Source organism: Shewanella donghaensis (assembly GCF_007567505.1).
Taxonomy (GTDB): Bacteria; Pseudomonadota; Gammaproteobacteria; order Enterobacterales; family Shewanellaceae; genus Shewanella; species Shewanella donghaensis.
This window is the reverse complement of sequence record NZ_CP041783.1, coordinates 4,481,485-4,508,394: the sequence shown is the minus strand read 5'-3', so window position 1 is coordinate 4,508,394 and position 26,910 is coordinate 4,481,485. Positions and strand designations below refer to the sequence as shown.

Sequence of the window (26,910 nt, the reverse complement as noted above, 5' to 3'; positions counted from 1 at the left end):
AAGTAGAAACGACCATTCGTTTTGAACTAACCTAAGAGTAAAGAAAGTAAGCGCATTAAAATCATAAACTTAACTAACTGCAATACAAACCCAAATTAAAACGTACGTTTTAATCTTACGTTTACGTAAACGCAACTATCACTTTAGAATATTTACTCTAGGCGCGAACCGATGTAACCCGATCAACATCATAAAAAATCATGGTTTAGTTGAAAAAAAGTATATTTATTTTATTAAAAGTTATAAAAACACGAATTTTTATATTTTTGACTGGCATGGGCGATAAACCTCACCAAGGAGCGCCCAGAAAAATCTAATCCTTTGTTAGCAGTAGTCGAATAGAGAATGAACCTAAAGCAATGTTGAAGCGTCGAGAGTCATTTATGTTGAAGATTAGGGTTCAGGCTGATTGATCATCACTATATATACTAGCCAGTTGAACTGTACTAATCACTCAACAGGCTGTTGGCTTCAAGAAAGTGGTGCGCAACGATGACTTTAGTTTTTATAAGATGAATTTAAGTATAGGTAGCTCACATCGCCGTGATTGACGCTTTGCAGTACTAGGAATAAGCAATTAAACGTTGAGAGGATTGAGTAGACCATACGGCAAGCTTACTGTTGAGGTTGAGGTTGAGGTTGAGGTTGATGAGTATGTTCAAACGCTCCCTAAAGCCAAAGAAACAATAAGTGAAGCAATAGATTTTATATAGAAGTTTTAGATAGATGTAACAGATAAGTACAAGAATGAGAAAAGTGATCTAATAGAAGCCTGATGTGGTCAAGTAAAGCTGTACACAGTAAGGGGCAATTTCTTATGAGAGGTTGTAACAGATTAAGTGTACCTACCGAGTTATTAAGAACACACTTTATTACGCCCTTCAGATTTGGCACGGTACAATTCCACATCCGCCTTTTTAAGTAGTGGATCGACACTGAGATCATTTGAGGTTATTTCACTCACACCGAAACTTGCAGTCACCGCAAACTCATGTCCAGAAAACCGCGTGTTCATCGACTCTATTTCACTGCGAATTCGTTCCGCTAATTCTACCGCTGTAGCTTTCGGCAAAAATGGCATAAATATAGCAAATTCTTCACCGCCCATTCGGCAAACGATATCAGTATCTCGGCTCTCTGTAGTTAATATTTCGGCTACCTTCTTCAACACCCAGTCACCTGTTGCATGACCATAGCTGTCATTAATATTTTTAAAGAAATCTAAATCCATCACTAAGACGCTATATTCCCCACCTCGAGCTTGTACCTGAATAAATTCATTCTCGGCTTGCTCTTGCCCTGTACCACGATTAAAAATCCCAGTCAGTGAATCCACTTGAGCTTGTTTTCTAAACTGATTTCTTTGCATCCAGGCTGTTGCAAGCAACAAACTTAAAAAAGCCACGGTTCCGCTTAAAACAGTGGAGAACATAAAAGAAGAACTTTTCTCGTTATTCATAATGCTACGCTGTTTAGCTACCATTTCATGATCTTGCACCAGTTTGTTTAATTCACGGCTTTTTTCAGCACTATCAAACTTAGCCATTTGATAAGCTGTTTCTCTTACTTTTTTATCATTGATTAACTGAACACTAATCGCATGTGCCTGAACCTGATATTGATATGCTTCTTTAAATTGGCCACGTTTACTGGCAATCATTGATAACACATTATAAGCCTGTTCCTTAACTTCATAATTAACAGGTTCATTGGGTAGTTCGTTTACTAGGTTAGCGTACAAAATTGCCTGTTGGTAATCTTGCAGATTAAAATACACTTCACTCAGCAAGGCATGAATATTGTTAATTTCAAGCTCAAATTTAAACGGTTGGTAACCTTCCAAGGCCAAGAGAAGGTATGCTTCTGCAGTTTGAAAACGGCCAAATTTAAATTCAACAACACCTTTACCTTTAATTGACATTGCTTCAATTAAGGGCAAGTTGTTTGCCTTACAATAACTTTTGGTATCGTCATACAATTGTAATTTTTTTTCGTAAGGCTCTATATTTAATGATGAATGAGCAGCTGCAAATAAAAGCATGGTATAACATTGCGATTGCGCATCTTTACCTTTGTTTAAATCAAAAACAATTTCACTGAGCCTTGTTACCTCATCATATGCTTCTAAATCAAGATAGGTATTCATTAGCCTGACGTACGCACTAATTTTGATATTATCATCTTCAAATGTTTCAACTCGAGCGAGGCTTTTTTCTAGTAAGCCAAAAGCGTCACCATAACGCTTTAATGCGATACTTGCTGTGATTTTATAACTGTAAATTTTGGTTAGTTGCTCGTCATTTGGCTCAAATAATAACGCTTTGTCTAACAGCATTATTGTCTTTTTATATTGACCGGATAAAAGGTGGGAAATAGATTTTAGTGTATAGAGTTTAACTTGTTGATTGCTATTAAATTGGCTGGAAATAGCTAAAAGTTCATCAAGCTGAATATTTGAATGAACAACATTTTGCACCAATGATTGCTCAAGGCTATCTAATTTATCATCAATTTCATCAGCACAAAGCTTCTCACTATTAAATATAGCAAGAATAAAAATTGACAAGCAATAAAATAGCCTAATAAATATCTTAACCATCAATAATTATAATTAACTACGAAAGATGGTGAATAAGTAAAAAAGATTTCATATCAGCATCACCAGCTAACGTTTTAACTTGCTTCTTATCTCCAGACATCACAGCTTCAATCTCTTGGTTAGATAAACCATTAGCAGCCATAACGCCACGAGGGTCTTTCTTGTATGCTTCTAATAATTTAGCATCTGAACCTAATTGAGTAAAAAATGTTGTTAATGTTGACATTATATTTCCTAATAATTATTTAAAGGGTGTGTTTATCCAATATCACTCTCGGTGATACCTAGCTTCGCTAACATCATAGTATTAAATTTGAGTGGTTGTGATGGTGGAATAAGTAACGTACTGATCATAGTCAGCTCAGCTGTGGGTAAGTCTTGTAAACGTATACGTTCTATTCTTGGTGATTGAAATGGTAAATTGGCAGCTTCATAAATAACCACTTGGTGATCTTGGGGATACCACTGTGATAAATGATCAACCAAAATTTCTAAACGTCGCAGGTTAGTATCAAATTCAGTTAAGGTATGCTCGCCTGCTATAGATATCTGCCAAAGTAATAAATTGGTGGTAGGATCAGGCGTATGCTGATAAAGCATAAATTGTGTTGCTTCATAACTTTGATGTCCTGATGTCCCAGGATCTATTCCCAAGTCAGCCCATAAACATGCTTCAGCAGAAATACCTGGGAGCATATTGGCATCGTACCCTTCAGCTATGGCTTGTTTAATTGCTATGTGTGATATACAAGAAAATACCCCTGGGTGCCCATATAACGCGACCACAACCTGCAAGCCTAAACGCACCTGAGTCAAAATCGTTTCCACCATATCAGCATAAGTATTACGTCTGCTTTTTACCTCATCACCTTGCGCATAATGGCACTGCAGTGACATATGATTGCTATTTAAACTGCTTATCCAGCGTTCAGAAAAACCGTCAGGCACAATAGAGAACACGATATCTGCATTTTCTAAATAACTTTGGCTCAACTTATTGATATGACCAGCGAGTTGTAATCCCGTGCCAACAAAAACTAAACGTCCCGCTTTTACTGATTCAAGTTGAGGTTGTGACATCGTTTAAAATTTCTTATAGGCAAATGAATGAATGTTATTCCAAAAATAATCATCAGCCTTTGTTAGGCAAAAAATTATTGATAATCAATCTTATTTAATTACATCTAGATTTACCATACTTATCTACATTTAGGTAACAAAAGCACAACTCACTTCAAGTTAAATCGTCAAATAATCTGAACTAACTTACTGGTTATTGTGTCCTAAGTCCCATTGAATAGAGAATGAAGTATCAATAGCCACTTGTCAGCATAGGGAGGCCTTGGGTATGATGTCGTCAGATTTTTAGGAAATAGCGCAGACAATGATAAATAAAAAACAAAGTCTTACCCTTATAGGCGCAGTTGCGCTTTCAGTATCGTTAAGTGCATGTAGCGTTTTTGACTACTTAATTTACAAACCTGATATAGCCCAAGGTAACTACATGGAGCTACAACAGGTTGAAAAACTGCGTGTCGATATGACCAAAGAGCAGGCAGAATATATCTTAGGCCGCCCAGTACTTCGCGATAGTTTCGCCGATAACATTTGGTATTATGTGTATCACTTCAAGAGTGGACGTAATGCGGAAGTCACTCACAAAGAATTAATTTTGTACTTTGATGGCGATTTACTGACAAGAGTAGAAGGTGATTACAAGATTAATGACGATTTTGATACACCGCTAAATGAAGGCGCTTTACCGACTGTATCGCCTTCAGTTATTGAGCCGCTATTGCCAGAGCAAGAGCCTGATGCGATCAGAAAAAACCCTAAACCATTTATTGAAGAAGAGCGTTTAGAAACAGAAAATGATGTCCCGCAGCAGGACAGTCAATAAGCTGATTAGTTTCTTCAAATAAAAAAGGAAAGAATAATGATATTCTTTCCTTTTTTTATGTCCATTTGCCAGCGATGGTATTTTCATTCGTGACTAGCGTCGTGCTATTACCTATTAGAGCAATGCAAACTCAAGTAATAACTCACTAATACTGTTTCACTTAAGTACTGTTTCACTTTAATACTATGTCACTTTCGCGCCAGTAATCTTATTGCTTCGGCCTTCTTCTTTGGCTTTTTCTGCACGTTTACGGCGAACATCTTTAGGATCTGCAATCAGCGGACGATAAATTTCAATACGCTGACCTTGAACTAACTCTTCATCATGTTTTGCTTGGCGGCTAAAAACACCTAGTTTGACTTTTTCTAGATCGATTTCAGGGAAAAAGCTGACGATATTGCTTTGTTTAACCGCCTCAATGAAGCTCGTTCCAGGCGTCACATTAATGGTAATGATTTTTTGCTGTGTAGGCAGTGCATAAATCACATCAACCGCAAACGTTTCAACTTCATTTGTCATTGTAAATAACCTTAGCTCTTTCAGTGAATGCCGTGACCATGGAATTCATAAGATCTTTAAACACCTTACCAAACGCTAAATCTGCTAATGGATTTGAAAACTCAAAATTTAAATCAAACTCCACTTTGCAAGCATCATCAGTTAGCGCGGTAAAATGCCAAATACCATCTAAATTTTTAAATGGACCATTTTCAAGCCTTAACTCAATTGTTTTACCAGGGACGACTTGATTACGGGTAGTGAAGGTTTTACGGATACCCGCTTTGGATACATCAACAGATGCAACCATCGTCTTACCATCAAACTCTAACACTTTGCCACCAACACAGCCGGGTAAAAATGCATGATACGACTCAACGTCATTAACGAGATCATACATCTGCATTGCACTAAATCGAACCAGTACACTTTTTGAAATTTTTGGCATGAAAAACAACACTCATATAAACAATAGGTCGATTTTAACATGCTCCCACGAAAACGCATCCATTACAGCTTGATGAATATACTCGCATCTTTAAGCGGTTTGGGTATAATCCATTGATTAGATTATTATCTCCCCAATCTCTGCCAAATGTGAACAAATAGCAGAGTTTTTAAATGGGATAACAGCGGGTATAACACGCGATTATGGTAAAAAAGAATTCAAAAAACTCAAAGAATCCGCCCGCTCAGATTACACGTAATAAGCGCGCGACCTTTGAATTTAAAATCGAAGAAAAAGTCGAAGCCGGTTTAGAGCTACAAGGTTGGGAAGTTAAGTCTTTACGAATGGGTAAAGTCACCTTAGCGGATTGTTATGTTTTCATTAAAAATGGTGAAGCATTTATGCATGGCTGTACTATTCAGCCACTTAATACCGCAACCACCCATGTAGTATGCGATCCTGTTCGTACTAAAAAATTACTCTTGAAGCGCAGCGAAATTGATAAACTTGAAGGCTTAATTGAGCGTCAAGGCTACACCTTAGTACCACTTTCTCTTTACTGGCGTAAAAGAGCCTGGGTAAAAGTAGAGATTGGTCTAGGTAAAGGTAAAAAAGATCATGATAAGCGCCAGGATACTAAAGAACGTGAATGGAAAGTTGAACAATCACGGGTCATGAAAAAGAGTCGACTGGACGGATAATGAACAAACGATTGTTAATTGGTGAAATGCATTAGGTATTTTTGTGTTTACCCGATACAATCAACGGACTTTGGGGGCGATTCTGGATTCGACAGGATTCACGAAACCCTGGGAGCATGTCGAGGGGCGGTTGGCCTCGTAAAAAGCCGCACTGTTATAGTTGCTAACGACTCTAACTACTCTCTAGCAGCTTAGGCTAGCTAGCCATCTTACCCACGTCTCTCAAATGGGCAGGGATTCAAGATGGTCATATTACATTTGATAGCGAGGGAACTCCGTCCGAGGGTGAACCGCGAAATAGTATCGGACTCGCCAATTGCAATCCTGTCTTTCGGAGTGTACTTGGTTAATCAATAGAGAGACTAAACATGTAGCGCCTTGGATGTAGGCTTTCTGGACGCGGGTTCAAATCCCGCCGCCTCCACCAAATTCTAAAAAGACCACCTAGCAATAGGTGGTCTTTTTTTGCCTAAAATCAAGTCGCTATTAAAAATAACAGCCCGATGCTAGACAGAGCCACATGGTTCCTCCATTGCAATCACCTCTGACACCAGTTGTCCAAATAGCGTTTGAATCTCTTCAGTTACTTCAATAGAAGGGATGTAAGGTAGCAAGTCTGCAGACTGTCCTGTTATGACTTCATAAAAAACTAACGAGGTCAGAAATCGACCTAAGTAAGCGGCATGATTTCCATCATTATGATGAAGTGCTAACCCTGGCCGAATTTGTAATACTCTTTTCCACACTAAAGGCACTGGTGCAAGGCAGGTATCCTGAAGTGAGGCTATGGCTTTGTGAATACCCAGAACATAATCCCCTTCTGCAATATTGCCTTTTTGCGCATGTTCAGGAAACAGTATCGGTGTCACTCCTAACGACTTTGCCTTATCCAACCACTTTTGCGCTGCTATAGTCGGATAACTAGCGGTTTGTGATTGAGAGTACTTTTGAGCTTGAAAAATTGCGTGTGTCCAATTTCCCTCCTCTAATCTTTCTTGCGCTGAATCTTTAGCGTAAGAGTCCACTAGATAGCCACCACCATAAACGACCACTTCTGTCTCTGATTGTGGTTTACCTGTTTTTATTAAGTTACTAATTAAACCAGACAAGCCTGCTACATGACTGTTTCCATATAAAATTATACGGTACTGAGCTGTATTCTGATTATTAGGTACTGGTAAATTGTGGTCTAAAACTGCTTGATTAGCGCTACCTCCTTGAGTTATTTCATTCTTAACAATAGCAACCGTTGGACTATCTTGGTTACAACCCGAATTGGCTATCAGTACGATTAAAACCAACACGGTTGTTGAGCTAAACTTAAAGGCTTCCTTTATAGATGTCATACAAAACCTCCGATAGATAACTACTCTCGTGGCTTACATTAGCCATACTTGAAAAGCTAACAGGCTTGAAACAGTTATCCCATTGCGTTGTCGCGGTTCCAGAACTTGTCGATGTGACCCCTGTATTTTCGGTGATAGTCGAAGTTTCAGCGCAGCCATTAATAAGCCGCCAATGATTTAATGTATTCCCAACCGATGTTATGTCTCCAAAAGCTCTACCTTCCATTGGCACATCAGTATCAGATGGGCTGTGAAAATGATGTAGTGCTATGGCTGTCGATGTAGGACACTCCTCAAATTCACCTCTAAATTGACCCGCTAACGAAATAACAGCGGTTAGCTTTTCAGGTATTTGACAGGCCAACTTATAAGCCATAAAGCCGCCAGCAGAATAACCCATGATGTAAACTTTGTCTGACGTCACATTGTATCTAGCAGTTAATTCATCGAGTAAATCACTCACATAATTCACGTCTATATTACTAGCTTGAACATCATTTAAACTGCTCCATCCCCAGGTTCCTCCAGCCCCTCCTTGTGGAGCAACAGATAACCAAGAAGCGGTGTTAGCTAACATTTTTCCGTCAAAAAGCTGTATCACTTTATTAGGATGCCCAGGTGCACCATGAAGAAATATAGCAATCGCAGTTGGAACTCCTGTCGGCTGGTAAACAACCGCCTCTCGATTTTGAAATGAAAGACAACTTGCCCCCTCTAATAAGGCTTGCCCAACACAAGTCTCAGTTTGCTTTGCTGGTTTAGTGGCAGGCTTCGAATCAGACCCGCCACCACAGCCAAGCAGCCCTATTAAGGATATTGAAAGAACGATAATTGTTTTTGAAAAATATGAGCATCCTTGTTGAATAGAAAAGGGGTTGGGTAATATTGAGAGTCGGTGATGTTTTGATTTTAGCGCTGTCATTCTTATATCCTTTAAATTACTGTAATCTAATAAACAGTCTCAACGCCTTGGTTTATTTGCTTAATCGAGTGATGATTTTTTTATAATAAAATGATAATGGATAGAAAGAACACAAGGGAAATATGGTTTACTACTTTGATAGTATTGAAGTTAACACTGAAAAAGTCACTTTGATAAAAAATGGTTTATTGATTAATATTGAACCTAAATTATTTACGTTGTTAATATTTTTCTGCCAAAATAGCCATCGAGCATTATCTCGAGATGAGTTAATTAACACAGTATGGGAAGGAAGAGTTGTTTCTGAAGCTGCAGTTAACAGAGCTGTGGGTCAATTAAGAAAAATCATAGAACAAGATACTGCAAAACCCGTATATCTTAAAACTGTCAGTAAAGTGGGATATCAATTTGTTGCTGACGTTAAGCAAACATACCCTCAAACAGCAGTTAAAATTGAGAATGAATCTTCAGTAAATTTAGCTCTATCATCAACCAACGCATCAAAAAGTGATAATAAATTGACTTTAAGTCATCGATTTATTCTCAGTGCGTCTTTTCTCATTCTAGTGAGTTTATCAATCGTTTTTGTCTTTACAAAATCACATATTACTGAGAATGCACATTCTGTTGAAGTGACTAAACAAAGTCCTATAACAACAACGAATAACAGCACCTTCAACCCATATTTTGACCCTTTAACTCAAGACACGTTTGTTTTATATAAACCTGACCCTCAGTCCTTTGCCCAAATTAAAAAGCTTGATTCACAAGGTCAATCATTTCCAATCACTGACGATAGTTATTACTACACAGATGTGATTCCTCATGATGACACTAACCTGCTGGCAGCAAGACTAAACAACCTCAATGAGAGAAAATGTGAAATTGTTTTAATTAATATCGCATCTCAATTAACCCAAAAAATCACTGATTGCGGTCAATCAATCATTAATAACTTGGTATTTAATAGCAATACAAATACTGTTTACTATCGCTACCGTAGCAAGGTAAGCCATCCGTATTCAATATATTCAATTTCGCTTTCCAGTTTCAGGGTTCAACAATTAGCGATACCCGGCGCAACAGGTAACGGGTTAGGTTATACAGCATTTGAGCTTTCACCTAACAAACAACAGATAGCGATGATTGAATACAAGAGTGAAGAGACGGATCAACTACAGCTTTATGATTTAAATACTCAAGAAGTAATTCAGCACCAAAATGTGCCAAAAGGTATCCGGTCGATTATTTGGTGGCGTTCAAAGCAGCTATTAGCCAGTAACTCAGAGGGCTTATTAAATATTAATTTATCGCAGCAACTAACCACTATGGTGAAATCCACTACAGGCTTTGGCAGGCTTTCTATAAAAAGTGAACACGCATTATTATTTGAAAAAAGTGATACACAATCAAATCTAGTAAACATTGATTTAAGCCATTTAAATCAAATCATGTTAACAAACTTGGTTGGTATGAATGGTAAGGCAGCTATTGCCAACACTTCTGAGCGCATCATCTTTTTCAGCAAAACGCCGCTAACCTCTAAGTTACTCATCCGTGACGTCAATGGAGGAATTATTGATACTCATTTCCCTGAAAAAATCAGGCATCTGACAACAATAGATTGGTCTGAAGATGACAGTAAAGTCGTGGCTTCAGTCAATGATAAACTCTACCTTTTAAACATTAACTCAATGCAATGGAATAGCGTCAAGTTTGATTTTAACAATGTGCATTACGTTAGCTTTATAGGAAATGAGCACTTATTATTTAGCGCAGAAAAAAATGAAAACTGGAATCTTTGGTCTTTAAATCTAGCGACAAAAGAAACTGCATTAATGACAAATACCGAAGGCTATAGTGGGCATATTGAAAATGGATATTTATTTTACACAAAGTTCAGTTCTAAAGGGATATTTTATAAAGAGGTGACAACTGAAAAGGAGTTTTTATTAGTTGAAGGTATCCCTGTAACCGATTGGAATAATTGGCAAGTAAATAGTGATAACCTTACTTACCAACAAGGTGGACAGTTAAAACAATATAACCTTAAAAGTAAGGAAACCTCGATACTATATGAACACGCCGAAAAGCCTCTCCAGTATTGTCGAACCGATACTCACTTAAAAGCGATAATATGTGAACTTAAAGAACGCTCAGTTAGTAATATCTGGCAAGCTAACATGGAAAGTTTGATATAAATAATAATGCCTGCATTAGCAGGCATTATTCTGTCATAAGGAAACTAGTCAATATTGATGTCCTTATCCTTATGGTCGTACATATCAGGTGTAGTATGTAGGTTTCCTGCAAAACCTGCTTTTTCTAACTGCTGCCGAACCTCTTTAACCTGAGCTGCTGTTACTGGCTCTTTTCGGTCCCCTAAATACAAACGTACAAAGCTAATCAGTTTTGCTAATTCATTATCAGATAACACATTCTGAAAGCTTGTCATTGGCATAAAGTTTCGCTCTTCATCCAAATATGTCGGTGCTAATCCACGAATCGTCACTGCAATAGTATTAAAAGGGTCGCTATGCATGATGATGCCGTTATTTAATAATGTTGGCGCTATAGGATCTCGCCCTTTACCATCTGCACCATGACATGCTCCGCATGTTTCAGCATACATGTCATAAGCCGTCATCTGCGCCTCAGAAAAGGATGATTCAACAAACCCTGTCGGTGATAACTGCTTTTGACCATCTGGAATCGTGTTATAACGATCGCCCACCAGTAAATAACGGGAAATGGTTTCAATATCATCACGGGTCATTAAGCTGGTGCTGTTTTTAACGACATCTGCCATACCAGCAAAAGCTGAGCCTTTTGATGAGTGCCCTGTATGTAAGAAGTCAGTCAAAGACACTAAGTCCCATCGGTCCTCATATAACTCTTGTGCCGTAATATTAGGGGCATTCCAACCATCAATAATATTACCCTGAAATATTTTCTCTGGGATTAAGGCTTGTGCCAAATTCCTTGGAGTATGACATTCAGAGCAATGACCTAGCCCCATGACCCAATACTTGCCTCTTTGCCATTGTTCTAGCTCCTGCTCATTAAGTTCAACGTGCTCAGGTGCCGAATACGACAGCGGGTCAGTATCCATAAACACTAAGTTCCAACCCAATAAACCGGTTCGAATATTCGATGGGAATATCATGGCATTTTGATCATTTTGTCTCGGTACTGCAGTAATCGACTGTAAGTAGCCCCACAAATCTTGCGTGTCTTGGTCGGTTAGATACTGATAAGAGGTATACGGCATTGCAGGATATAAATACCCATGTTTCCCTTTGCCATCAAATAGCGCAGCTTTAAACTCGGTATAATTATGGTCACCAATACCCTCACTAAAATGAGGCGTTATGTTGGTTGAATACACCATACCGAAAGGGGTTTTAAAAGGCAGCCCGCCAGCAAAACGCTCACCACTTTCAGAGCTATGACAAGCGACACAGTCACCAGCATTAGCCAAGTACTCCCCTCTTGAAACTGATTTGGGATCAAGTGCTGCAAGCTTCTCGTCATATTTGTTTCTTTGGGCAGTAATGTAAGCGCCGATAGCCAAAATTTCATTACGGCTTAACTGTTCTGAAAACGCGGGCATCAAATTGTTTAAACCAAATTCGATAGTGTGCTTTATCTCTTCTATGCTACCGCCATGAAGCCAAATATCATCAGATAATAGTGGCGCACCAATGTCAGTATTAGCTACTGTGCCATCGCCATGACAACTCGCACAATATTGAACGAATATCTCTTTGCCTAAATCCACTTTAACTTGTGGCGCATTTAAATTTCTGCGTTGTAACGAAGCAATGTAATAAGACATCTTTAAAATCTGATCTTCGGATAATATGCCTTTCCAGCCAGGCATAGCACCATGACGTCCCTGTTCAATAGAATACAAAATATCTGCTTCAGTTCCGCCATATAGCCATTCATGGTCAATCAAGTTAGGAAAGTGCTTTTGCCCCTGAGCATTCGCGCGATGACAAGCGCCACAATGATTTTGAAACAGTAACTCCCCACTGTTGGTAACATCGGCATTATTGGCTAATGCAATTAAACTGAGATCGGTTAATGGCTTCATTTGAAGGTTCAGATCTGTAACAGGTGAGCTAAGCGCATCTTCATTTTGCTCCCACCCCATCAATCCGGCCCAGTTACCCAGCCCCGGATATAAGACTAAAAATCCTGCTGCAATAATAAAAGCGGTCAAATACGACAGATAAAATATACGAGGTGGTGGAGCATCATTTTCTTTTATACCATCAAAGGTATCTATCGTTTTATCTTTATCTGCAGTATGCTCAGTACGCCAATACTTAAGCACCACTAACGCCATAAAGGCGAGAAAGATAAGAATGAGTACAACGACCCAAGTATTCCAGAAAACAGTCATGTTAACGCTCCTGATCGCTGGCTGTATCATTCCCTAAGCTTTGTAAGTAGTGAACCAAAGCCTCTCCTTTCGTCACACCTTTTACAACAAGACGCGACTGTTCTATTTCTTTATCGGTATATGGCACTCCCAATCCTTGCAGAACACGCATTTTGTTTTCAATATCGTCACCGCTTAACACTTGTTCAAATAACCATGGATAAGCGGGCATTATGGAGGTTGGTATCACTTGTCTTGGATTAATAAGGTGTAAACGCTGCCACTGAGCCGAATACTTTCGGCCTAAATTAGTTAAATCGGGACCCGTTCTTTTAGAACCCCAAAGATTCGGATATTCGTAAATATCATCCCCTTCTTTATTGGCTCGTCCATCACGTTTTACTTCAGGCTCAATGTTACGCACCATTTGAGTGTGACAAACATGACAACCTTCGCTGATATATATATCTCTACCCGCTACTTCTAAAGCGGTTAATGGCTTAGCCAATGAGGTCGCTCTTATCTCATCTGTTCGAACTAAATTTGGAACAATAAGTACCAAAATAGAAAAACTGGCCACCACAATAGTGGCAGCAATGAGGATAACGAGCGATTGGGTAAAATCTTTACTTAGCATCGGCTATATCCTCCTGCTGCAACGAAACCGTTTTATAAAGATTAAATACCATTACCAGCAAACCTAATACAAAACATGCACCGCCAAAGAATCGCACAAATAACCAAGGGGCTTTAAAATCCATCGCTTCAACAAAACTGTATGCCAATGAACCGTTTTCTTGCTGTGCAAGCCACATATAGCCTTCGCCTATACCCGCAACCCAAAGCGCGATGGCATAAAGTGCAACGCCTAAATGCGCTAACCAAAAATGCCATTTAAGTAGTCTGTTGGACCAAAGCTCCTTTTTACCCCAAAGCCTAGGAATAAAATAATAGAACATCGCGATACCGGACATTGCCACCCAACCCAGTGCAGCAGAATGCACATGACCAATGATCCACTCAGTGTTATGCGCCAGCATGTTAAACCAACGAATCGCCAACAATGGCCCTTCAAATGTCGCCAAACAGTAATAAAGAATCGCCGACATGAAGAACCACATGATGTAATCTGTTTTCAACTTCTCTTTGTTTTGCAGTAACGTCATTGCGCTATTAAATGCACCTGCCCAGGAAGGAAGCCATAAGATAAGAGACATCACAATACCAATATTCTGCACCCAAACAGGGACTGATGAATAAAGCAAATGATGCGTTCCCGCCCATGTATAAAAACCCACTAATCCCCAAAAGTGGATTACAGATAAGCGATATGAGTAAATTGGACGTTCAGAAATTTTAGGGATGAAATAGTAATTCATACCGATAATGCCAGCCGTTAACAGAAAGCCAACCGCGTTATGGCCCCACCACCATTGAATGATGGCATCTTGCGCCCCAGCATAAATTGAATAAGACTTCATAGCAGACGCTGGCATGGCTAAATTATTGAGTACAAAAATAAGACCGATGACAATAATAAATGCACCGAAAAACCAATTAGCAACAAAGATGTGGTTTACTTTACGCTTAGCTATCGTGCCAAAAAACAATACCGCATACAGCACCCACACCAGCACAATTAACAAATCAATTGGCCATTCTAGTTCGGCATACTCTTTACTCGAGGTGTAACCCATAGGTAGTGTTATTAACGCGAGTAAAAGCACTAATTGCCAACCCCAAAACACCATCCAAGATAAGCTTTGATTAAACAGTTTTGTTTGGCCCGTTCTTTGGGCGATATATAACGAAGTCCCCATAAGCATGTTTACCACAAAACCATAGATAACCCCTGATGTATGCAAAGGCCTCAAGCGGCCAAACTGAATATATTCAGAATCAAAATTAAGCGCTGGCCAATAAAGTTGTGCCGCGAGTACCACCCCGATAAACATCCCTGCGACAGACCACGCCACAGCAGCGACAATAAAATACCTAACGACTTTGACATCATAAAGCTCTATGCCTTGTGACATATATTATTCCCCTTCCTTTTTAGTACCCAAAACTGAAAAGTAGTAAGAAATATCTTTAATATCTTGCTCAGATAAAGCGTCTGCCTGCTGTTGCATCAAAATAGCTAAGCCACTGGTTCGTTGCCGAGACTGGTAGTCTTTTAAGGAGGAAATCAAATAACCTATTTTTTGGCCACGTAGATTGGGGTATGGGTCGATAGTAGAGATACCATCTTCGCCATGGCATGTCATGCATACTTTAGCTTTTTGTTTACCGATTTCAAATGATGGTCCGTAGTCAGCTTTAACATTTAAAGACACGATAGTAAGCATAACTAGTAGGGATATTCGGTTCATTCTTAACTCGCTTATAGTTTCATATACCCTATTGAAACTAGTATAAATCTCTCATTTTTCCATGATTATGGATAATAAGATTTAAATGCCCTTACTCGAACGGTTATTTACTCCCCTCCTATTGATCATATTCTGGCACTTTGAGCTGAAACAAAAAAACCTGCACTAGGCAGGTTTTTAATCATACAAAATCAATTAGATTCTGTGTAAAGCGTAATTAGCTTTGTTTTCTAACAAACTTGGATTTCAGCATCATTTGACCGTGACCATCAACTTTACAATCGATATCATGATCACCATTTACAAAACGTTTAATCACGGCTTTAGTACCTACTTTAAGCACTAATGAAGAACCTTTTACTTTAAGGTCTTTAATTAGCGTCACTTTGTCTTCTTCAGCAAGTAGATTACCTACTGCGTCTTTTAAGATTATTGCATCAGGATCAACGATTTCTTCGTTTGGGTTCCATTCATGAGCACATTCTGGACAAACTAGCTGTGAGCCATCTTCGTAAACATAGGTTGATTCACATTTTGGACATGGTGGGATATTGCTCATGATGAGTTCTCTTTAATTTAATGATTACTTGCATTAAGCACGTTCAACAACACTTTAATGCAGAAATAGATAATTAATATTATACGCAAGATACTGGCTACCTGCTAGGAGGCTAAGTTGCGACTCTTCACAGTTTCAACCCTTGATGTGAAGTTAGTTAAAGTATCTAAAAAACCTCATTAATACTTTACTTAAATCTTCAATTGCAAATTTAACTAATATTAATAACTAAATATACAGAAAACAGCCGTATTCAACCAAGGGGGATATGACACCGAAAAACATCATTACAGAAGAAAATATTCAGACCTTGCTACCGATTGGAAATAATTGCGAACACTGTTTCATCGATTTATTATCGCTCAGCCAGTTGACCTAAACTAATTTGCACATCATATTGAATGTTAAAGGTTAATAAAAATTAATCATATTTTTTACTTATAAAAGATCCAAGGTCGTGTCTGTGAGTTTAGTAACTCATTATCTTCATAAATGGAACATTAGGTTAAGTATTTTACTTGCCTTAGTATGCTTATTGCCCATTCAAAACTGGCTTATTAGCACGATGACGGCTGATGCTCTGAGCCCTCATGACATCAATCTTACCCTGCCGCTTGCTGATGATTTTTATCGTCATAATGCCATTACTCCCGACACTAGAATAAACAAGGTCTTTGTCAGTGGTAGTTTTTCAGACTGGTATAGTGATGACCCTTTTTATGAAATGCTGCCAACATCAGCGCAGCAATGGCACTATGCTCTCCCAGTCCACCCCGGAGATATAGAATATAAATTGGTGTTGCATGTTGAAGGCCAAGATAATCCCATTTGGATTCTAGACCCTAACAACCCTCAAATAGCCACCAACCCTTGGGGCGGAGAAAATTCGGTTTTATATATTTTTGACTGGATAAAAGCCGGTTCGATGATGCAGTTTATTATGCTGTCGATAATTGGAGCACTGCTTCTTTTTTGCGTTTTAGAACCCTTTTTATATTGGCTATTACACTTAAGAATGCCCTTTTATCGTAAGCTGGTCATCAGTAATGTCATTATTCTGGTTTGTGCTCAAATTGTATTTTTTGGTTACCAGCTTCAACAGAATAGACAACTTATTAAGCTCTCAGTCAGCGATACGCTACATAATATGCATTTGTTGTTAGCCAGCAACAACATCGATTTTGAAAACCTAGATAATCAACAACGACACATCTCAAATACCATTGATAACTTTTTCTCCCAAGCAACGACCCGCATAGATAAAAAACAAAATAGCTTATTTCAAATCACCCTTTCAGACTTTGCGGTATTAGATAAAAATGGCCAATTAATTAGTTTGCATCACCGACGTCAAAATGAATCAATCCAGCAAGACAGAGCAATAAAACTAGGCTTTGTAAATACTGAAGATTACTTTATGAATGGCTTATGGGCTCAGTTAATACCTCAAGCCAAAGAGCAAGCGCTAGCTGGCCAATTGCTGACTCAAAAACGACCCCGTACGATGCGTACAATTGAAACCACGCGTACTCGTCAAGCTGAATGGGTACTGGGCTTTAGTCAGCTTATGCAACCTATCGTATACCGTGGTCAGCTTAAAGGGTTTTACGGTGCCTCTATTCAGGTAAAACTCTATGGTGCAGAACTCTTCAATATGCTGTTTTTCCAACTACTGCTGTTGGCTGCAATATTAGGTTTAGCCAGTTGGTTATTAATGCGTGTGGGTAAAATCGTCACCAAAGATATTTTAACGCTCACCAATTGGACTCAAAAAATAGTTAAAGGCGATCTTAATCAAAAGATATCCATTAACAGCCAAGATGAAATCCAGCAGCTGGCAGAAGACTTTGAGATCATGCGAGAGTCATTGGTTGATAGCTTTAAAAAAAATGAACAACAAAATACCAACCTGTTTACCGAAGCTTATTTTAATAACCTTACCGGTCTGCCCAACCGTAAAAAGCTTTATATGGACTTGTCGGAGCAATCGGCTGAATCCTTAATAGCATTCAACATCAATCAGTTTGGGCAGATTAATGATTTCTATGGTGTCAAAACGGGCGATGCCATCATTAAAGTAATTTCAGAGCGAATATCTAAAGTCGCTGAGATGCACACGGTTTATAAAACCGGTGCCAATGAATTTGTCGTCACAATAAGTAAACACATTAATGACCCCCTATTACAGCAATTAGCCGAAACCATCATTGATGATGTGACCCGACATGCCATCATGGTTAACGGTAATGAAATTCACATCAACCTCAGTGCCGGTGGTGCACACTGTATTGATGAAAACTACTCTCAACTTCATCAACATGCCGATTTAGCCAGAAGAATAGCCTTAAGGCACTTTAAGCGTTATCAGCTTTTTTCATTATCAATGGCCGACCCCAAAGCATTTGAAGAAAACATGCATCAAAGCCGCATGCTGGCACTCGCAGTGGCAAACGATGCTGTAACCCCATTTATACAAGTCATTCAACCAATCAATGGCAGTTCAGAGCCTAAATTCGAATGCTTAATGCGTATAAAGCAAGGTGATGGCACCTACCTACCACCTGCAATGTTTATGAAAACAGCCATTCAGTCTCGAATTTATCCTCAGTTAATGCAAAGTATGCTGGCAAAATCTTTTGCATTATTTCATGACCAACCTTATGAGTTTTCTGTCAATATTTCTCTTGATGACATTGTGCTACAAGAGTCTGTTAATCAATTACTGAATTTACTCAGTAGCTTTCCAAATATCGCGAAGCGGTTAACCTTTGAGTTACTAGAAAGCGATGAGATAACCAACTACTCGGTTGTCGCTGACTTTATATCTAAGGTAAGACCATTTGGTTGTAAAATTGCCATTGATGATTTTGGTGCTGGTTATTCAAACTTTGTGCATTTGCTGAGTTTAGATGTGGATATCATTAAAATTGACGGTTCACTGATTCAACATTTAGACCAAGATAAAAAGGCTCAGCACTTAGTGGAAACAGTGTCTCAATTCGCTAAAAAAATGAATATTCAAACGGTGGCTGAATTTGTGGATTCTGACAAGGTATTGGATATGGTCAAGCATTACAAAATTGACTACGCACAAGGTTTTTTATTAGGAAAACCACAACCGACAATAGCGGCAGCATTAGGAAAAGATTAATCTTATCGAGTACTCAACAACTAATTCACAAGAACTAATTCACAAGAAAACAAGCAAGAACGAATAGGCCAGTGCTTACAGATAGCAAAAAGCCGCAAGGATATTGCGGCTGTCATCATATCAGTTAATCAATTAAACCAACTCTTTGAGCATGCCATCTTCATACTCTGTTAGCTCGAGACCATTACGCACCTTCTCAACATAGTCGGGGTTAGCAATGAAAGCGCGGCCAATGGCCAGTAAATCAAATTTATCATTACTGATAGCTTCGCTGCCGGTCTCAGCGGTATAGCTTCCAACACCGACAATCGTTTGATTGTAATGCTGACGAAGGTAACTTGATGCTTTACCGCCTAAATAATCAAACTCCATTGAATCATCAAAAATACCAAGGTGAATAAAGGCTAAATTGCGGGGTTCAAGTTGTGATAACAAATAATCAAATACCTGACGATCGCGGCTATCCGGCTCTATGTTGAAATACGCACCTGGTGATAATCTAATTGCCGTTCTGTCGCTACCAATTCTTTCGCTTATCGCGTCAATAACCTCTAATGCAAAACGTGACATGTTCTCAGGCGTTTGACCATAATCATCGGTGCGGTTATTAGAAGAGTGATGTAAAAATTGATCAACCAAATAGCCATTAGCACCATGTATTTCTACGCCATCAAAGCCTGCTTCAATTGCGTTTGCTGCAGCGATGGCATAATCCTCAACTAACTGACTAATATCCGCTGTTGTTGCCGCTTTTGGGGTTTGATATGTAAGTTCTCGCATACGCGATAGATTCCCCTCTAAACCTAAGTTCGATGCTGAAATAACCTCTCCACCGGGAAAGAAATACGAATGCGCCACTCGGCCCGTATGCCAAAGTTGAGCGAATATTTTACCGCCCTTCTCTTTCACTGCGGCAGTGACCACTTTCCAGCCTTCGATTTGAGCCTGGGTGTATAAACCTGGCGTATTCGGGTAACCCTGAGCATCTGGTCGTATTATTGTTGCTTCACTTATGATTAATCCTGCATCAGCACGGCGGGCGTAATAGTCTGCCATCGTTTGGGTTGGAACTAACTCGTCATCAGCCATACAGCGCGTTAAGGGCGCCATTAATATCTTATTGCTCAGTGTTAGGGTGCTATTCAGTTTAAAAGATTCAAATAGTGTCGCTGACATAATACTTCCTTGGTAAATTCACATCGCTGCAGTTACGGTCATCTGTTTTTATTCTATAGACACAAAAATAGGGTGACTATATTAGCCACCCTATTTTTAATAAATTCGCTTGAGTATACGAAAGCTTATGTAAATGAGTTCAATTAACTTATATAAATTAATTCAATAAACTTAAGTTAAATCAAGAGTGAAATTCAACGTCAATTAGATTTCACTTACGTAAGGACTAGACGAGGTTTTGTTGTGAGTAGACTCGTTCACCCAGTGCGTTCAATATTTTGCATTCGCCATCTAGCACAGCAATAATCGATTTTCCGTGTCTAAAATTACTTGGCAATACAACCCTGCCAGTTTCACTAATGTTTAACCCTGTTAGCACGGTGTTTTTCATTGTTAGACCCACTGGAGCCTCATAAAATAACACTGTCACAGTCGCTTTATTATTGTTGTCTACTGTCGTTGCTAATGGTTGTGTTGGTTCGGTCATAAGTTCGCTCTCTAGTTTTTCAAACGACTAAAACTATTAATTCTTACTGATGTTATGAGTTTAGATTATTATGAGTCTAAACGCCTCATTTATCGGGGTATTACTTAACATTAACCGAACAATAATAGTCATAAGCAATGCTTTTAAAGCGGGTTTAGAGCGAAGCGCTATCAAAACGAAAAAGATTTTCAATCACTACTTAATGTCGGTGAGGTTCATTATTTACAAATAAAGTCGCTAAAATCGACAAAATGGGTCATGAAACAGTATCTTCCCCTAAACAGTTGTCATTATTTTTGCTAGAATCATCGACAATTTTTCGATATAAGAATGAGATTAAGATGGGAAGAGCATACCAAAACCGTAAAGAATCCATGGCAAAAACAGCAGGCCAAAAAACGCGTATTTACTCGCGCTACGGTAAAGAAATATATGTTTCAGCTAAAAACGGTGGTTTTGATCCCGACGGTAACTTGGCATTACGCAGTTTAATTGCACGCGCTAAAAAAGACCAAGTGCCTACCCATGTTATCGAACGTGCGATTGAAAAAGCTAAAGGCGGTGGCGGTGAAGATTATGATACAGCTCGCTACGAAGGTTTTGGCCCTGGTGGATGTTCTGTCATCGTTGACTGTTTAACTGACAACGTAAAACGTACCTTTACTGAAGTGCGCCAAGCATTCGTTAAAAATGACGCAAAATTAGGTGGCCCTGGAACTGTTGCTCACAGTTTTGATCATCAAGCTGTTTTCGTTTACCCAGGTGAAGATGATGAAGCCGTTTTAGAGTTGCTTATGATGGCTGATGTGGACGTGACGGATGTTGAATCAGAAGATGGCATGATCAGCGTTTTTGCACCTATCACTGAATACAATAAAGTCCGTGTTGCGCTTACTGAAGATAATGCTGATATCAGCTTTGAAGTTGAACATATCACTTTCGTGCCTCAAGCAATGACAGAGATTGTTGGTGAAGACGTTGAAACTTTCGATAAGTTTATTAACGCTTTAGAAGATTGTGATGATGTACAAAATGTTTATCACAATGCTGAGATTAAAGACTAGTTTATTCGTTTTTAAGCCAATAAAAAATGCAGTCCTTTGACTGCGTTTTTTATGCTTTGCTTTTGCTCTTTAAATAAGGGCTAGTCGCTTATTTTAATTCCATTTCTTGAACTTTTTCATAAGCAATTTCTGGTGCAGTTACATCTGGTTTGCTGTGTAAGTCTGCTTTGAGTTGTCCTTTACGATGCTTTAGTGCTGCGTCGAGTTTTTTACCTGCTTGAGCAAGTGCTGGGTACATAACTTGATCAGAAGCTTTTGCGGCAATACGACCACCTTCGTAGTTAGTCGTAATTTCTACTTCAAATTCGCCGTGTTCTTTTGAAATAATGATATCGATTGATATCAACGTAGGGAAATGGCTGGCAATTTTAGTGAACTTTTCGTTTACGTGATCTTTTACTGTATCAGTAACATCAACATGGTGACCCGAAAGATTTATTTTCATAGATAACTATCCTTTAATAATATAGCGTCGCTATATACTTCACTTTCTTTTAGCAGAAATTTTATGGTTACACTAAGTATATTGGGGGCTTGTGTCCTAGTTCACAAGGGCAGTTAGATGATTTTTTGTTAATTATACAAAAACATATCACTACCTATCATACTTAATGTTATTGATTTCGCTTGCAGCTTCTTATCTTGTAAACAACAATCAATCTAGTTTACAACTTTAGTATAGACACAAAATTAAAACAAAATCTGCAACTTTTGTCGTGTTTGCAGTTAATTTGTACATATTACGGTTATTCAAGCAATTAACTTCACAATTAGTTTATTTTTCAATCGTTATAACTTCTCTATCCCTTATAAACTGCGCCTGTTTTGTGATTTTTAAAGCGATATTCAACACATCGTAGAGGCTTATTTTATATTTTTAGATGCCTCAATAACTCACTTAAATAAAACCCAGCATTTAGCTGGGTTTTATTATTTTATTGAAATAACGGTGAAATTTAATTCACTTTCGTTACTGATAATATTGGCGAACTCGAACTAGGTCCTGTCACAGTAAAGCGGTAAGTTCCAGCATCGACGACATCAAAGTGCATATTATTGCCTTTTGATACCAACGACTTCATTTCACTCTCGTTCACCGTCTCATCGTCTGCCGCCGCGCCAAAGTCAACCGTAGACCAATCACCAGTGGCAATCTTAAACTCGTTATCTCCAGCTTCTAACGTGATATCTACAGTGTAAACAGATGACCCTTGGTAAGTGAGCGCATCCACTTCACCCCAGCCATTCATGCCACCGCGGATATATACGATATTGGCACCAAACATCTCTGTTTTATTCACCATTAAAACAGGTTCAGTTCGATTGCTCATATCAAATGTAAAGGTATACATTTCTTCAGAATCGAAATCTAGGCTCAAGTTTGAACCTTTCACAGCCAGTAATTTATCCGTTGATAAGGTTACCGTGCCATCTTCATCAACGCTGCCATAGTCAACAGTAGACCAATCACTCGAGGCAATTTTAAAGCCCTTTACACCTGCTGAAATATTCATTTCAACTTGGTAAATACTGCCACCCATGTATACCAATTCATTGTCGGTACTCCAACCATTCATATCACCACGAAGATATACTTGTGTCCCCACAAATGGCTCCTCGTTATAAACGATTAGTACTGGATTTTCTTTGTCTGATGCATCTAACGAGAACACATAAGTTGCATCAGTTGCAGCAGTAAAGCTTAAGTTAGCACCAGATCTTGCCAGTTGCTCTGCCACGTTCTCATCAACACCGGCTTCAGCGTCTGAAACGCCACCAAAATCAACTGTACTCCAGTCGCCTGATGCCACTTTAAAGTCATAGCCACCAGCAGCAAGCGTAATCGCTACACGGTACTCACCCGCACCGATATAAGTAAAGCTATCAACTTCACCCCAGCCATTCATACCGCCACGAACAAACACTTCTGTACTACCATAAGGCACGACATCTGGTGCGCCAGCGGTAGCATTAGCACTTAAACCCTCACCTTGTAAATCACCTTGAGTTTTAATAAATACGGCGGTGGTTTGAGCGGGTACGGTAAAGGTGCCTTCTCCCTCTCCTGCGTTAAAGCTTGCACTTTGCACTGTCGAATCTATCGACATTGCCAACGTAGGATGAAGTGTGAAATCAGCTGCTGTTGGTACAGTATGTGATTGTTCTTGGTCACTACCGTTAATCATAACCACTAATGCATCGACACCAGAATCAATGTCCACTAAATCACTGCCATCATCGATACTCATGACAATGACGCCCTGAGTTTGGTTTTTACCAATATTATGAAAACCAACACGGTCTATGATGTCTTGCTCAGTAGTGAGTCGAAGTAAGGGGGATGTTTTACGAATAGATAAGAACTCATTAAACACACTAGATGCAAACTCAATCTCAGACATTGAAGGTGCAGAATTAGGATTACCAGCGAGTTTAATGATTTGATCCATTTTCTCAGCGTTATCTTGTTCTAACGGTAATCCCACATTCCAGTTACTGCTATTTTTGGTAAAATCCACCCAGTTAAACCAATCACCTGAATCATAAGTATTACGGTCTAAAGATTTTGAACGCAGCATCTCGCCGCCCATTTGAAAAAATGGAATACCCTGACTTAATAGTGGAATTGTAGCGGCAATGTTTTGCACCCGAACACGACTATCAAGTGATAAACCGATATCATTTGAGTACTGTAAAATATCCCACAAGGTTTCGTTATCGTGCTTTGATACATAGTTAATGCTGTCAGCAGGATCCAAAGTGTAAGCCGTTGGCTGTGAGTTCCAGCTAAAGCTACTGCCTAATGCGGTATTGCCACTAAAATCTTTTAAAACGTAGTTTTGTAAGTTACCCGCCATAGACAAACGCAGCGTATCTTGATCTCGGAGGTAATCATCTTTTTGCTCCATAGCAAACAGTGCACCGCTGCGAACTGATTCGCGAATACGGTCGTTATAAGTACCGACTTCACTGCCAGCCATATTAGCTTGAACCGCTTGCTCAAATAAGCGGTTATCGGCTACTTCACCAAAGTTCCAGCCTTCACCATAGAAGTAGTTATCAGCATCAACGGCCTGCACTGCTTCACGCGCATCTAAAATACTCGATTTAGGCATATGACCCATGACATCAAAACGGAAACCATCAAAGCCATATTCTTGAGCAAGAATGACCATTGAATCGGTGACAAATTTATCCATCATACGATGTTCTGTTGCGGTGTTATCACAACAAGTCGATGACTCGATATTACCGCTAATTTCGTTGTATCTATGGTAATAACCAGGCACGACTTTATCGAGCACTGAGTTATCCCATAACCCTGATGAACTAGTGTGGTTGTATACAACATCGAGCACGACACGCAAACCCAAATCGTGTAAAGCTTTATTCATTTCACGCATTTCGATGACACGAGCAACGCCTTCAGCATCACTAGCATAGCTGCCTTCAGGTGCTATAAAATGTTGCGGATCATAACCCCAGTTAAAACTGTCATAACCGCGCATGGCATTAACTAATGCTTGTGCATCTTTAGAACCCGGTTGGCTATCTTGTAAAATACTTTCAATAGTTGCTGACTTATCTTGCGTTTTACAGGCATCGGCATTGTCTTCAATCTTGCTACAAAGCTTACCTAAGGTATCAGTGATATCGACTCGCTCAGCAGCATCCTCATTGATGGTCGCTATATCTGTTGCTGGCAGCATATGAAAATGAGTGACACCACTTTCGGCAAGCTGACGTAAATGCTCAACAGGTGCGCTCCCCTCTTCAGTAAAGGCTAAATACTTACCGCGATTAGCAGCTGTTGTACTTTCATCACGAGCACTGAAATCACGAATATGACCTTCGTAAATAACTGCATCTTCTGGATTAACAACGGTTATAACATCGTGGTCATCCCAACCCTCAGGTTTAAGATCATCGTCGCTTAAATTAATAAACTGACTGTATCGACCGTTAGTTGATACGTTAAGTGAATAGGGGTCGGTAGCCTCTAAGGTTTCAATGGCTTTAGTCACAGGATGAAATACCGTTAACTCATAACGGTAATACATGCGATCTAAACTCATATCACCACTAAATGACCAGATACCTGTTGCTGCATCTAATGTCATTGCTTCAGTGCTAGTCAAGGTTTTCGCGGCATCATAAACCTTGAGGTTTAATGACTGCGCTGTAGGTGCCCACACCTTTGCGACAATGTTACTGCCGTCATAGATAATGCCTAAATTAGTTTCATCGGCATCATTGTCACCTGCGGTATAAAGCGCATCAAGCACTTTGGCAGCCTGCACATGGGTTGCTGCTACAGGTTTATTGTCACTGTCGTATGCCACTAACACTAGTTGGTTTTTAGCAACCATTTTAGCTTCATCAGCGCTAAAGTTAGCTTCATAAGCAGGCCAATCAGCCAAATGAGGTACTAATGCTTTGTGAGCATCGGATAACTCTGAATCAGCTAACTCAACCTGCACTCCGCTGATATTGCTGTCGTTATCGGCAGCAATACCTGCTGTAGCGGAATGATGTAACATAATTTTAGCAATGCCATCTGGTGACTCATTCCACACAAAGGTGTTTTGATCTAACCAATGCGCACTGGCGCCCGCTATAGAAAAGCCAACATCTAGAATTGGGAAATCGTAAACATCACTTTCACCATGAATAGTGAAGTTAGCACGATTAAATTCAGCTTCTGCAGCAGCATCATCTTCAAACGGCTTAAGGTTTAAACTTAAATCGCCATCACCTAACGCCTTACCTGAGCCTTCTGTGCCGATATGGACAATGAAATTAGCACATTCGCCATAACCTTCTTTAAGGTTAATGATCCAGTAAGCACCATAGTTTGGATCGATACCATCAAATTCATGACCATTAGCCCAGTCTGAAGAATCAAATGGCGGCGCATAACTGTCACAAACATCGTTATTCCAAGTATGCAATTTATAACCAGGGTATTCGGTATTCGAATCCGTGTTGTTGTTATCTTTAATTCGGTTGTAGTAAAGCACCGCTTGATTTTCACCAGCAAAAGCAACTGGCTCAGGAAGCTCAGGGTTATAACCCACAATACAACTTTCATTTTTAGCATCAGGGAATTTAGGTGCTGGACAACTCAAAGGCGGCGGTGGCACACATTCAGTGCCTGCAGCATTTGGAATGTTTGGAACATTGCACGTTAGTAAAATCTCACCAGGCTCTGATGAATCTCCACCACAACCAGCAAGAGTAGCTAAGCTCGCTGCAACTGCTGATAACTTTATGACTCTAGAAATACTCATCATGAG

The 26,910-nt window shown here is 39.3% G+C and carries 21 protein-coding genes and 1 other RNA gene; 6 read left to right on the top strand and 16 right to left on the bottom strand.

Annotated elements, in window-relative coordinates; genetic code table 11:
• Positions 1-856 precede the first annotated feature (856 nt).
• From FPK91_RS19255 to FPK91_RS19245, 3 genes are read right to left on the bottom strand one after another with little or no spacing between them, the layout of a single operon-like run.
• Complete coding sequence (locus tag FPK91_RS19255; protein WP_158638101.1) at positions 857-2,566, bottom strand: GGDEF domain-containing protein; 1,710 nt, start codon at positions 2,564-2,566, stop codon at positions 857-859.
• A 49-nt stretch (positions 2,567-2,615) separates the two neighbouring features.
• Positions 2,616-2,825, bottom strand: coding sequence for a hypothetical protein (locus FPK91_RS19250; RefSeq protein ID WP_144213471.1), 210 nt, complete (start codon positions 2,823-2,825; stop codon positions 2,616-2,618).
• Positions 2,826-2,857: 32 nt separating this feature from the next.
• Positions 2,858-3,679, bottom strand: coding sequence for an SAM-dependent methyltransferase (locus FPK91_RS19245; protein WP_144213469.1), 822 nt, complete (start codon positions 3,677-3,679; stop codon positions 2,858-2,860).
• A 304-nt stretch (positions 3,680-3,983) separates the two neighbouring features.
• Between FPK91_RS19245 and FPK91_RS19240 the strand changes: the two genes are divergently transcribed.
• On the top strand, positions 3,984-4,499 hold the full coding sequence (locus FPK91_RS19240; RefSeq protein WP_144213467.1) for an outer membrane protein assembly factor BamE: 516 nt from the start codon (positions 3,984-3,986) through the stop codon (positions 4,497-4,499).
• Positions 4,500-4,682: 183 nt separating this feature from the next.
• Here FPK91_RS19240 and FPK91_RS19235 read toward each other — a convergent pair whose 3' ends face one another.
• Positions 4,683-5,018: an RnfH family protein gene (locus tag FPK91_RS19235; RefSeq protein WP_144213466.1), complete on the bottom strand. Its 336-nt coding sequence runs from the start codon at positions 5,016-5,018 to the stop codon at positions 4,683-4,685.
• The gene (locus FPK91_RS19230; protein ID WP_144213464.1) at positions 5,008-5,445 is read right to left on the bottom strand and encodes a type II toxin-antitoxin system RatA family toxin; all 438 of its coding nucleotides are present in this window, start codon (positions 5,443-5,445) and stop codon (positions 5,008-5,010) included. Before FPK91_RS19230 ends, FPK91_RS19235 begins: the two co-directional genes overlap by 11 nt.
• A gap of 203 nt (positions 5,446-5,648) precedes the next feature.
• On the opposite strand from FPK91_RS19230, the gene smpB reads away from it, so the two are divergent.
• On the top strand, positions 5,649-6,146 hold the full coding sequence (gene smpB, locus FPK91_RS19225) for an SsrA-binding protein SmpB (RefSeq protein WP_144213462.1): 498 nt from the start codon (positions 5,649-5,651) through the stop codon (positions 6,144-6,146).
• A gap of 72 nt (positions 6,147-6,218) precedes the next feature.
• Positions 6,219-6,573, top strand: a transfer-messenger RNA (tmRNA) gene (gene ssrA / locus FPK91_RS19220).
• A 79-nt stretch (positions 6,574-6,652) separates the two neighbouring features.
• On the opposite strand, the gene FPK91_RS19215 is transcribed toward ssrA, so the two are convergent.
• Together FPK91_RS19215 and FPK91_RS19210 are read right to left on the bottom strand one after the other, a co-directional pair.
• The gene (locus tag FPK91_RS19215; RefSeq protein ID WP_144213460.1) at positions 6,653-7,492 is read right to left on the bottom strand and encodes a hypothetical protein; all 840 of its coding nucleotides are present in this window, start codon (positions 7,490-7,492) and stop codon (positions 6,653-6,655) included.
• On the bottom strand, positions 7,467-8,414 hold the full coding sequence (locus tag FPK91_RS19210) for an alpha/beta hydrolase family esterase (RefSeq protein ID WP_144213458.1): 948 nt from the start codon (positions 8,412-8,414) through the stop codon (positions 7,467-7,469). The genes FPK91_RS19215 and FPK91_RS19210 overlap by 26 nt, the downstream gene beginning before the upstream one ends.
• A 122-nt stretch (positions 8,415-8,536) precedes the next feature.
• Here FPK91_RS19210 and FPK91_RS19205 point away from each other — a divergent pair, with 122 nt between their 5' ends.
• Positions 8,537-10,615 carry a winged helix-turn-helix domain-containing protein gene (locus tag FPK91_RS19205; RefSeq protein WP_144213456.1) on the top strand — a complete coding sequence of 693 codons (2,079 nt, stop codon included), beginning with the start codon at positions 8,537-8,539 and terminating at the stop codon, positions 10,613-10,615.
• A 44-nt stretch (positions 10,616-10,659) separates the two neighbouring features.
• Here the strand turns inward: FPK91_RS19205 and FPK91_RS19200 are convergent, their stop codons facing one another.
• The 5 genes from FPK91_RS19200 to FPK91_RS19180 form a co-directional block, all read right to left on the bottom strand.
• Complete coding sequence (locus FPK91_RS19200; RefSeq protein ID WP_144213454.1) at positions 10,660-12,825, bottom strand: c-type cytochrome; 2,166 nt, start codon at positions 12,823-12,825, stop codon at positions 10,660-10,662.
• 1 nt (position 12,826) lies between these two features.
• The gene (locus FPK91_RS19195; RefSeq protein WP_144213452.1) at positions 12,827-13,441 is read right to left on the bottom strand and encodes a cbb3-type cytochrome c oxidase subunit II; all 615 of its coding nucleotides are present in this window, start codon (positions 13,439-13,441) and stop codon (positions 12,827-12,829) included.
• Entirely contained in the window at positions 13,431-14,840 is a 1,410-nt protein-coding gene (gene ccoN / locus FPK91_RS19190) for a cytochrome-c oxidase, cbb3-type subunit I (protein ID WP_144213450.1), read from the bottom strand. The genes FPK91_RS19195 and ccoN overlap by 11 nt, the downstream gene beginning before the upstream one ends.
• Before the next feature lie 3 nt (positions 14,841-14,843).
• Positions 14,844-15,176, bottom strand: coding sequence for a c-type cytochrome (locus FPK91_RS19185; protein ID WP_144213448.1), 333 nt, complete (start codon positions 15,174-15,176; stop codon positions 14,844-14,846).
• Between the two features lie 217 nt (positions 15,177-15,393).
• Positions 15,394-15,735: a zinc ribbon domain-containing protein YjdM gene (locus tag FPK91_RS19180; RefSeq protein WP_144213446.1), complete on the bottom strand. Its 342-nt coding sequence runs from the start codon at positions 15,733-15,735 to the stop codon at positions 15,394-15,396.
• Positions 15,736-16,198: 463 nt separating this feature from the next.
• Here FPK91_RS19180 and FPK91_RS19175 point away from each other — a divergent pair, with 463 nt between their 5' ends.
• Entirely contained in the window at positions 16,199-18,886 is a 2,688-nt protein-coding gene (locus FPK91_RS19175; protein WP_144213444.1) for an EAL domain-containing protein, read from the top strand.
• Positions 18,887-19,018: 132 nt separating this feature from the next.
• Here FPK91_RS19175 and FPK91_RS19170 read toward each other — a convergent pair whose 3' ends face one another.
• Complete coding sequence (locus FPK91_RS19170) at positions 19,019-20,062, bottom strand: alkene reductase (RefSeq protein WP_144213442.1); 1,044 nt, start codon at positions 20,060-20,062, stop codon at positions 19,019-19,021.
• A 226-nt stretch (positions 20,063-20,288) separates the two neighbouring features.
• Complete coding sequence (locus tag FPK91_RS19165; RefSeq protein ID WP_144213440.1) at positions 20,289-20,549, bottom strand: TIGR02922 family protein; 261 nt, start codon at positions 20,547-20,549, stop codon at positions 20,289-20,291.
• A 341-nt stretch (positions 20,550-20,890) separates the two neighbouring features.
• On the opposite strand from FPK91_RS19165, the gene FPK91_RS19160 reads away from it, so the two are divergent.
• Positions 20,891-21,613 (top strand): YebC/PmpR family DNA-binding transcriptional regulator, encoded by a 723-nt coding sequence (locus FPK91_RS19160; RefSeq protein ID WP_144213438.1) that lies wholly within the window; start codon positions 20,891-20,893, stop codon positions 21,611-21,613.
• 88 nt (positions 21,614-21,701) lie between these two features.
• Here the strand turns inward: FPK91_RS19160 and hpf are convergent, their stop codons facing one another.
• Positions 21,702-22,058, bottom strand: a complete 357-nt coding sequence (gene hpf, locus FPK91_RS19155) for a ribosome hibernation-promoting factor, HPF/YfiA family (RefSeq protein ID WP_144213436.1) — start codon at positions 22,056-22,058, stop codon at positions 21,702-21,704.
• A gap of 511 nt (positions 22,059-22,569) precedes the next feature.
• Complete coding sequence (locus FPK91_RS19150; protein WP_144213434.1) at positions 22,570-26,907, bottom strand: alpha-1,6-glucosidase domain-containing protein; 4,338 nt, start codon at positions 26,905-26,907, stop codon at positions 22,570-22,572.
• Positions 26,908-26,910 lie beyond the last annotated feature (3 nt).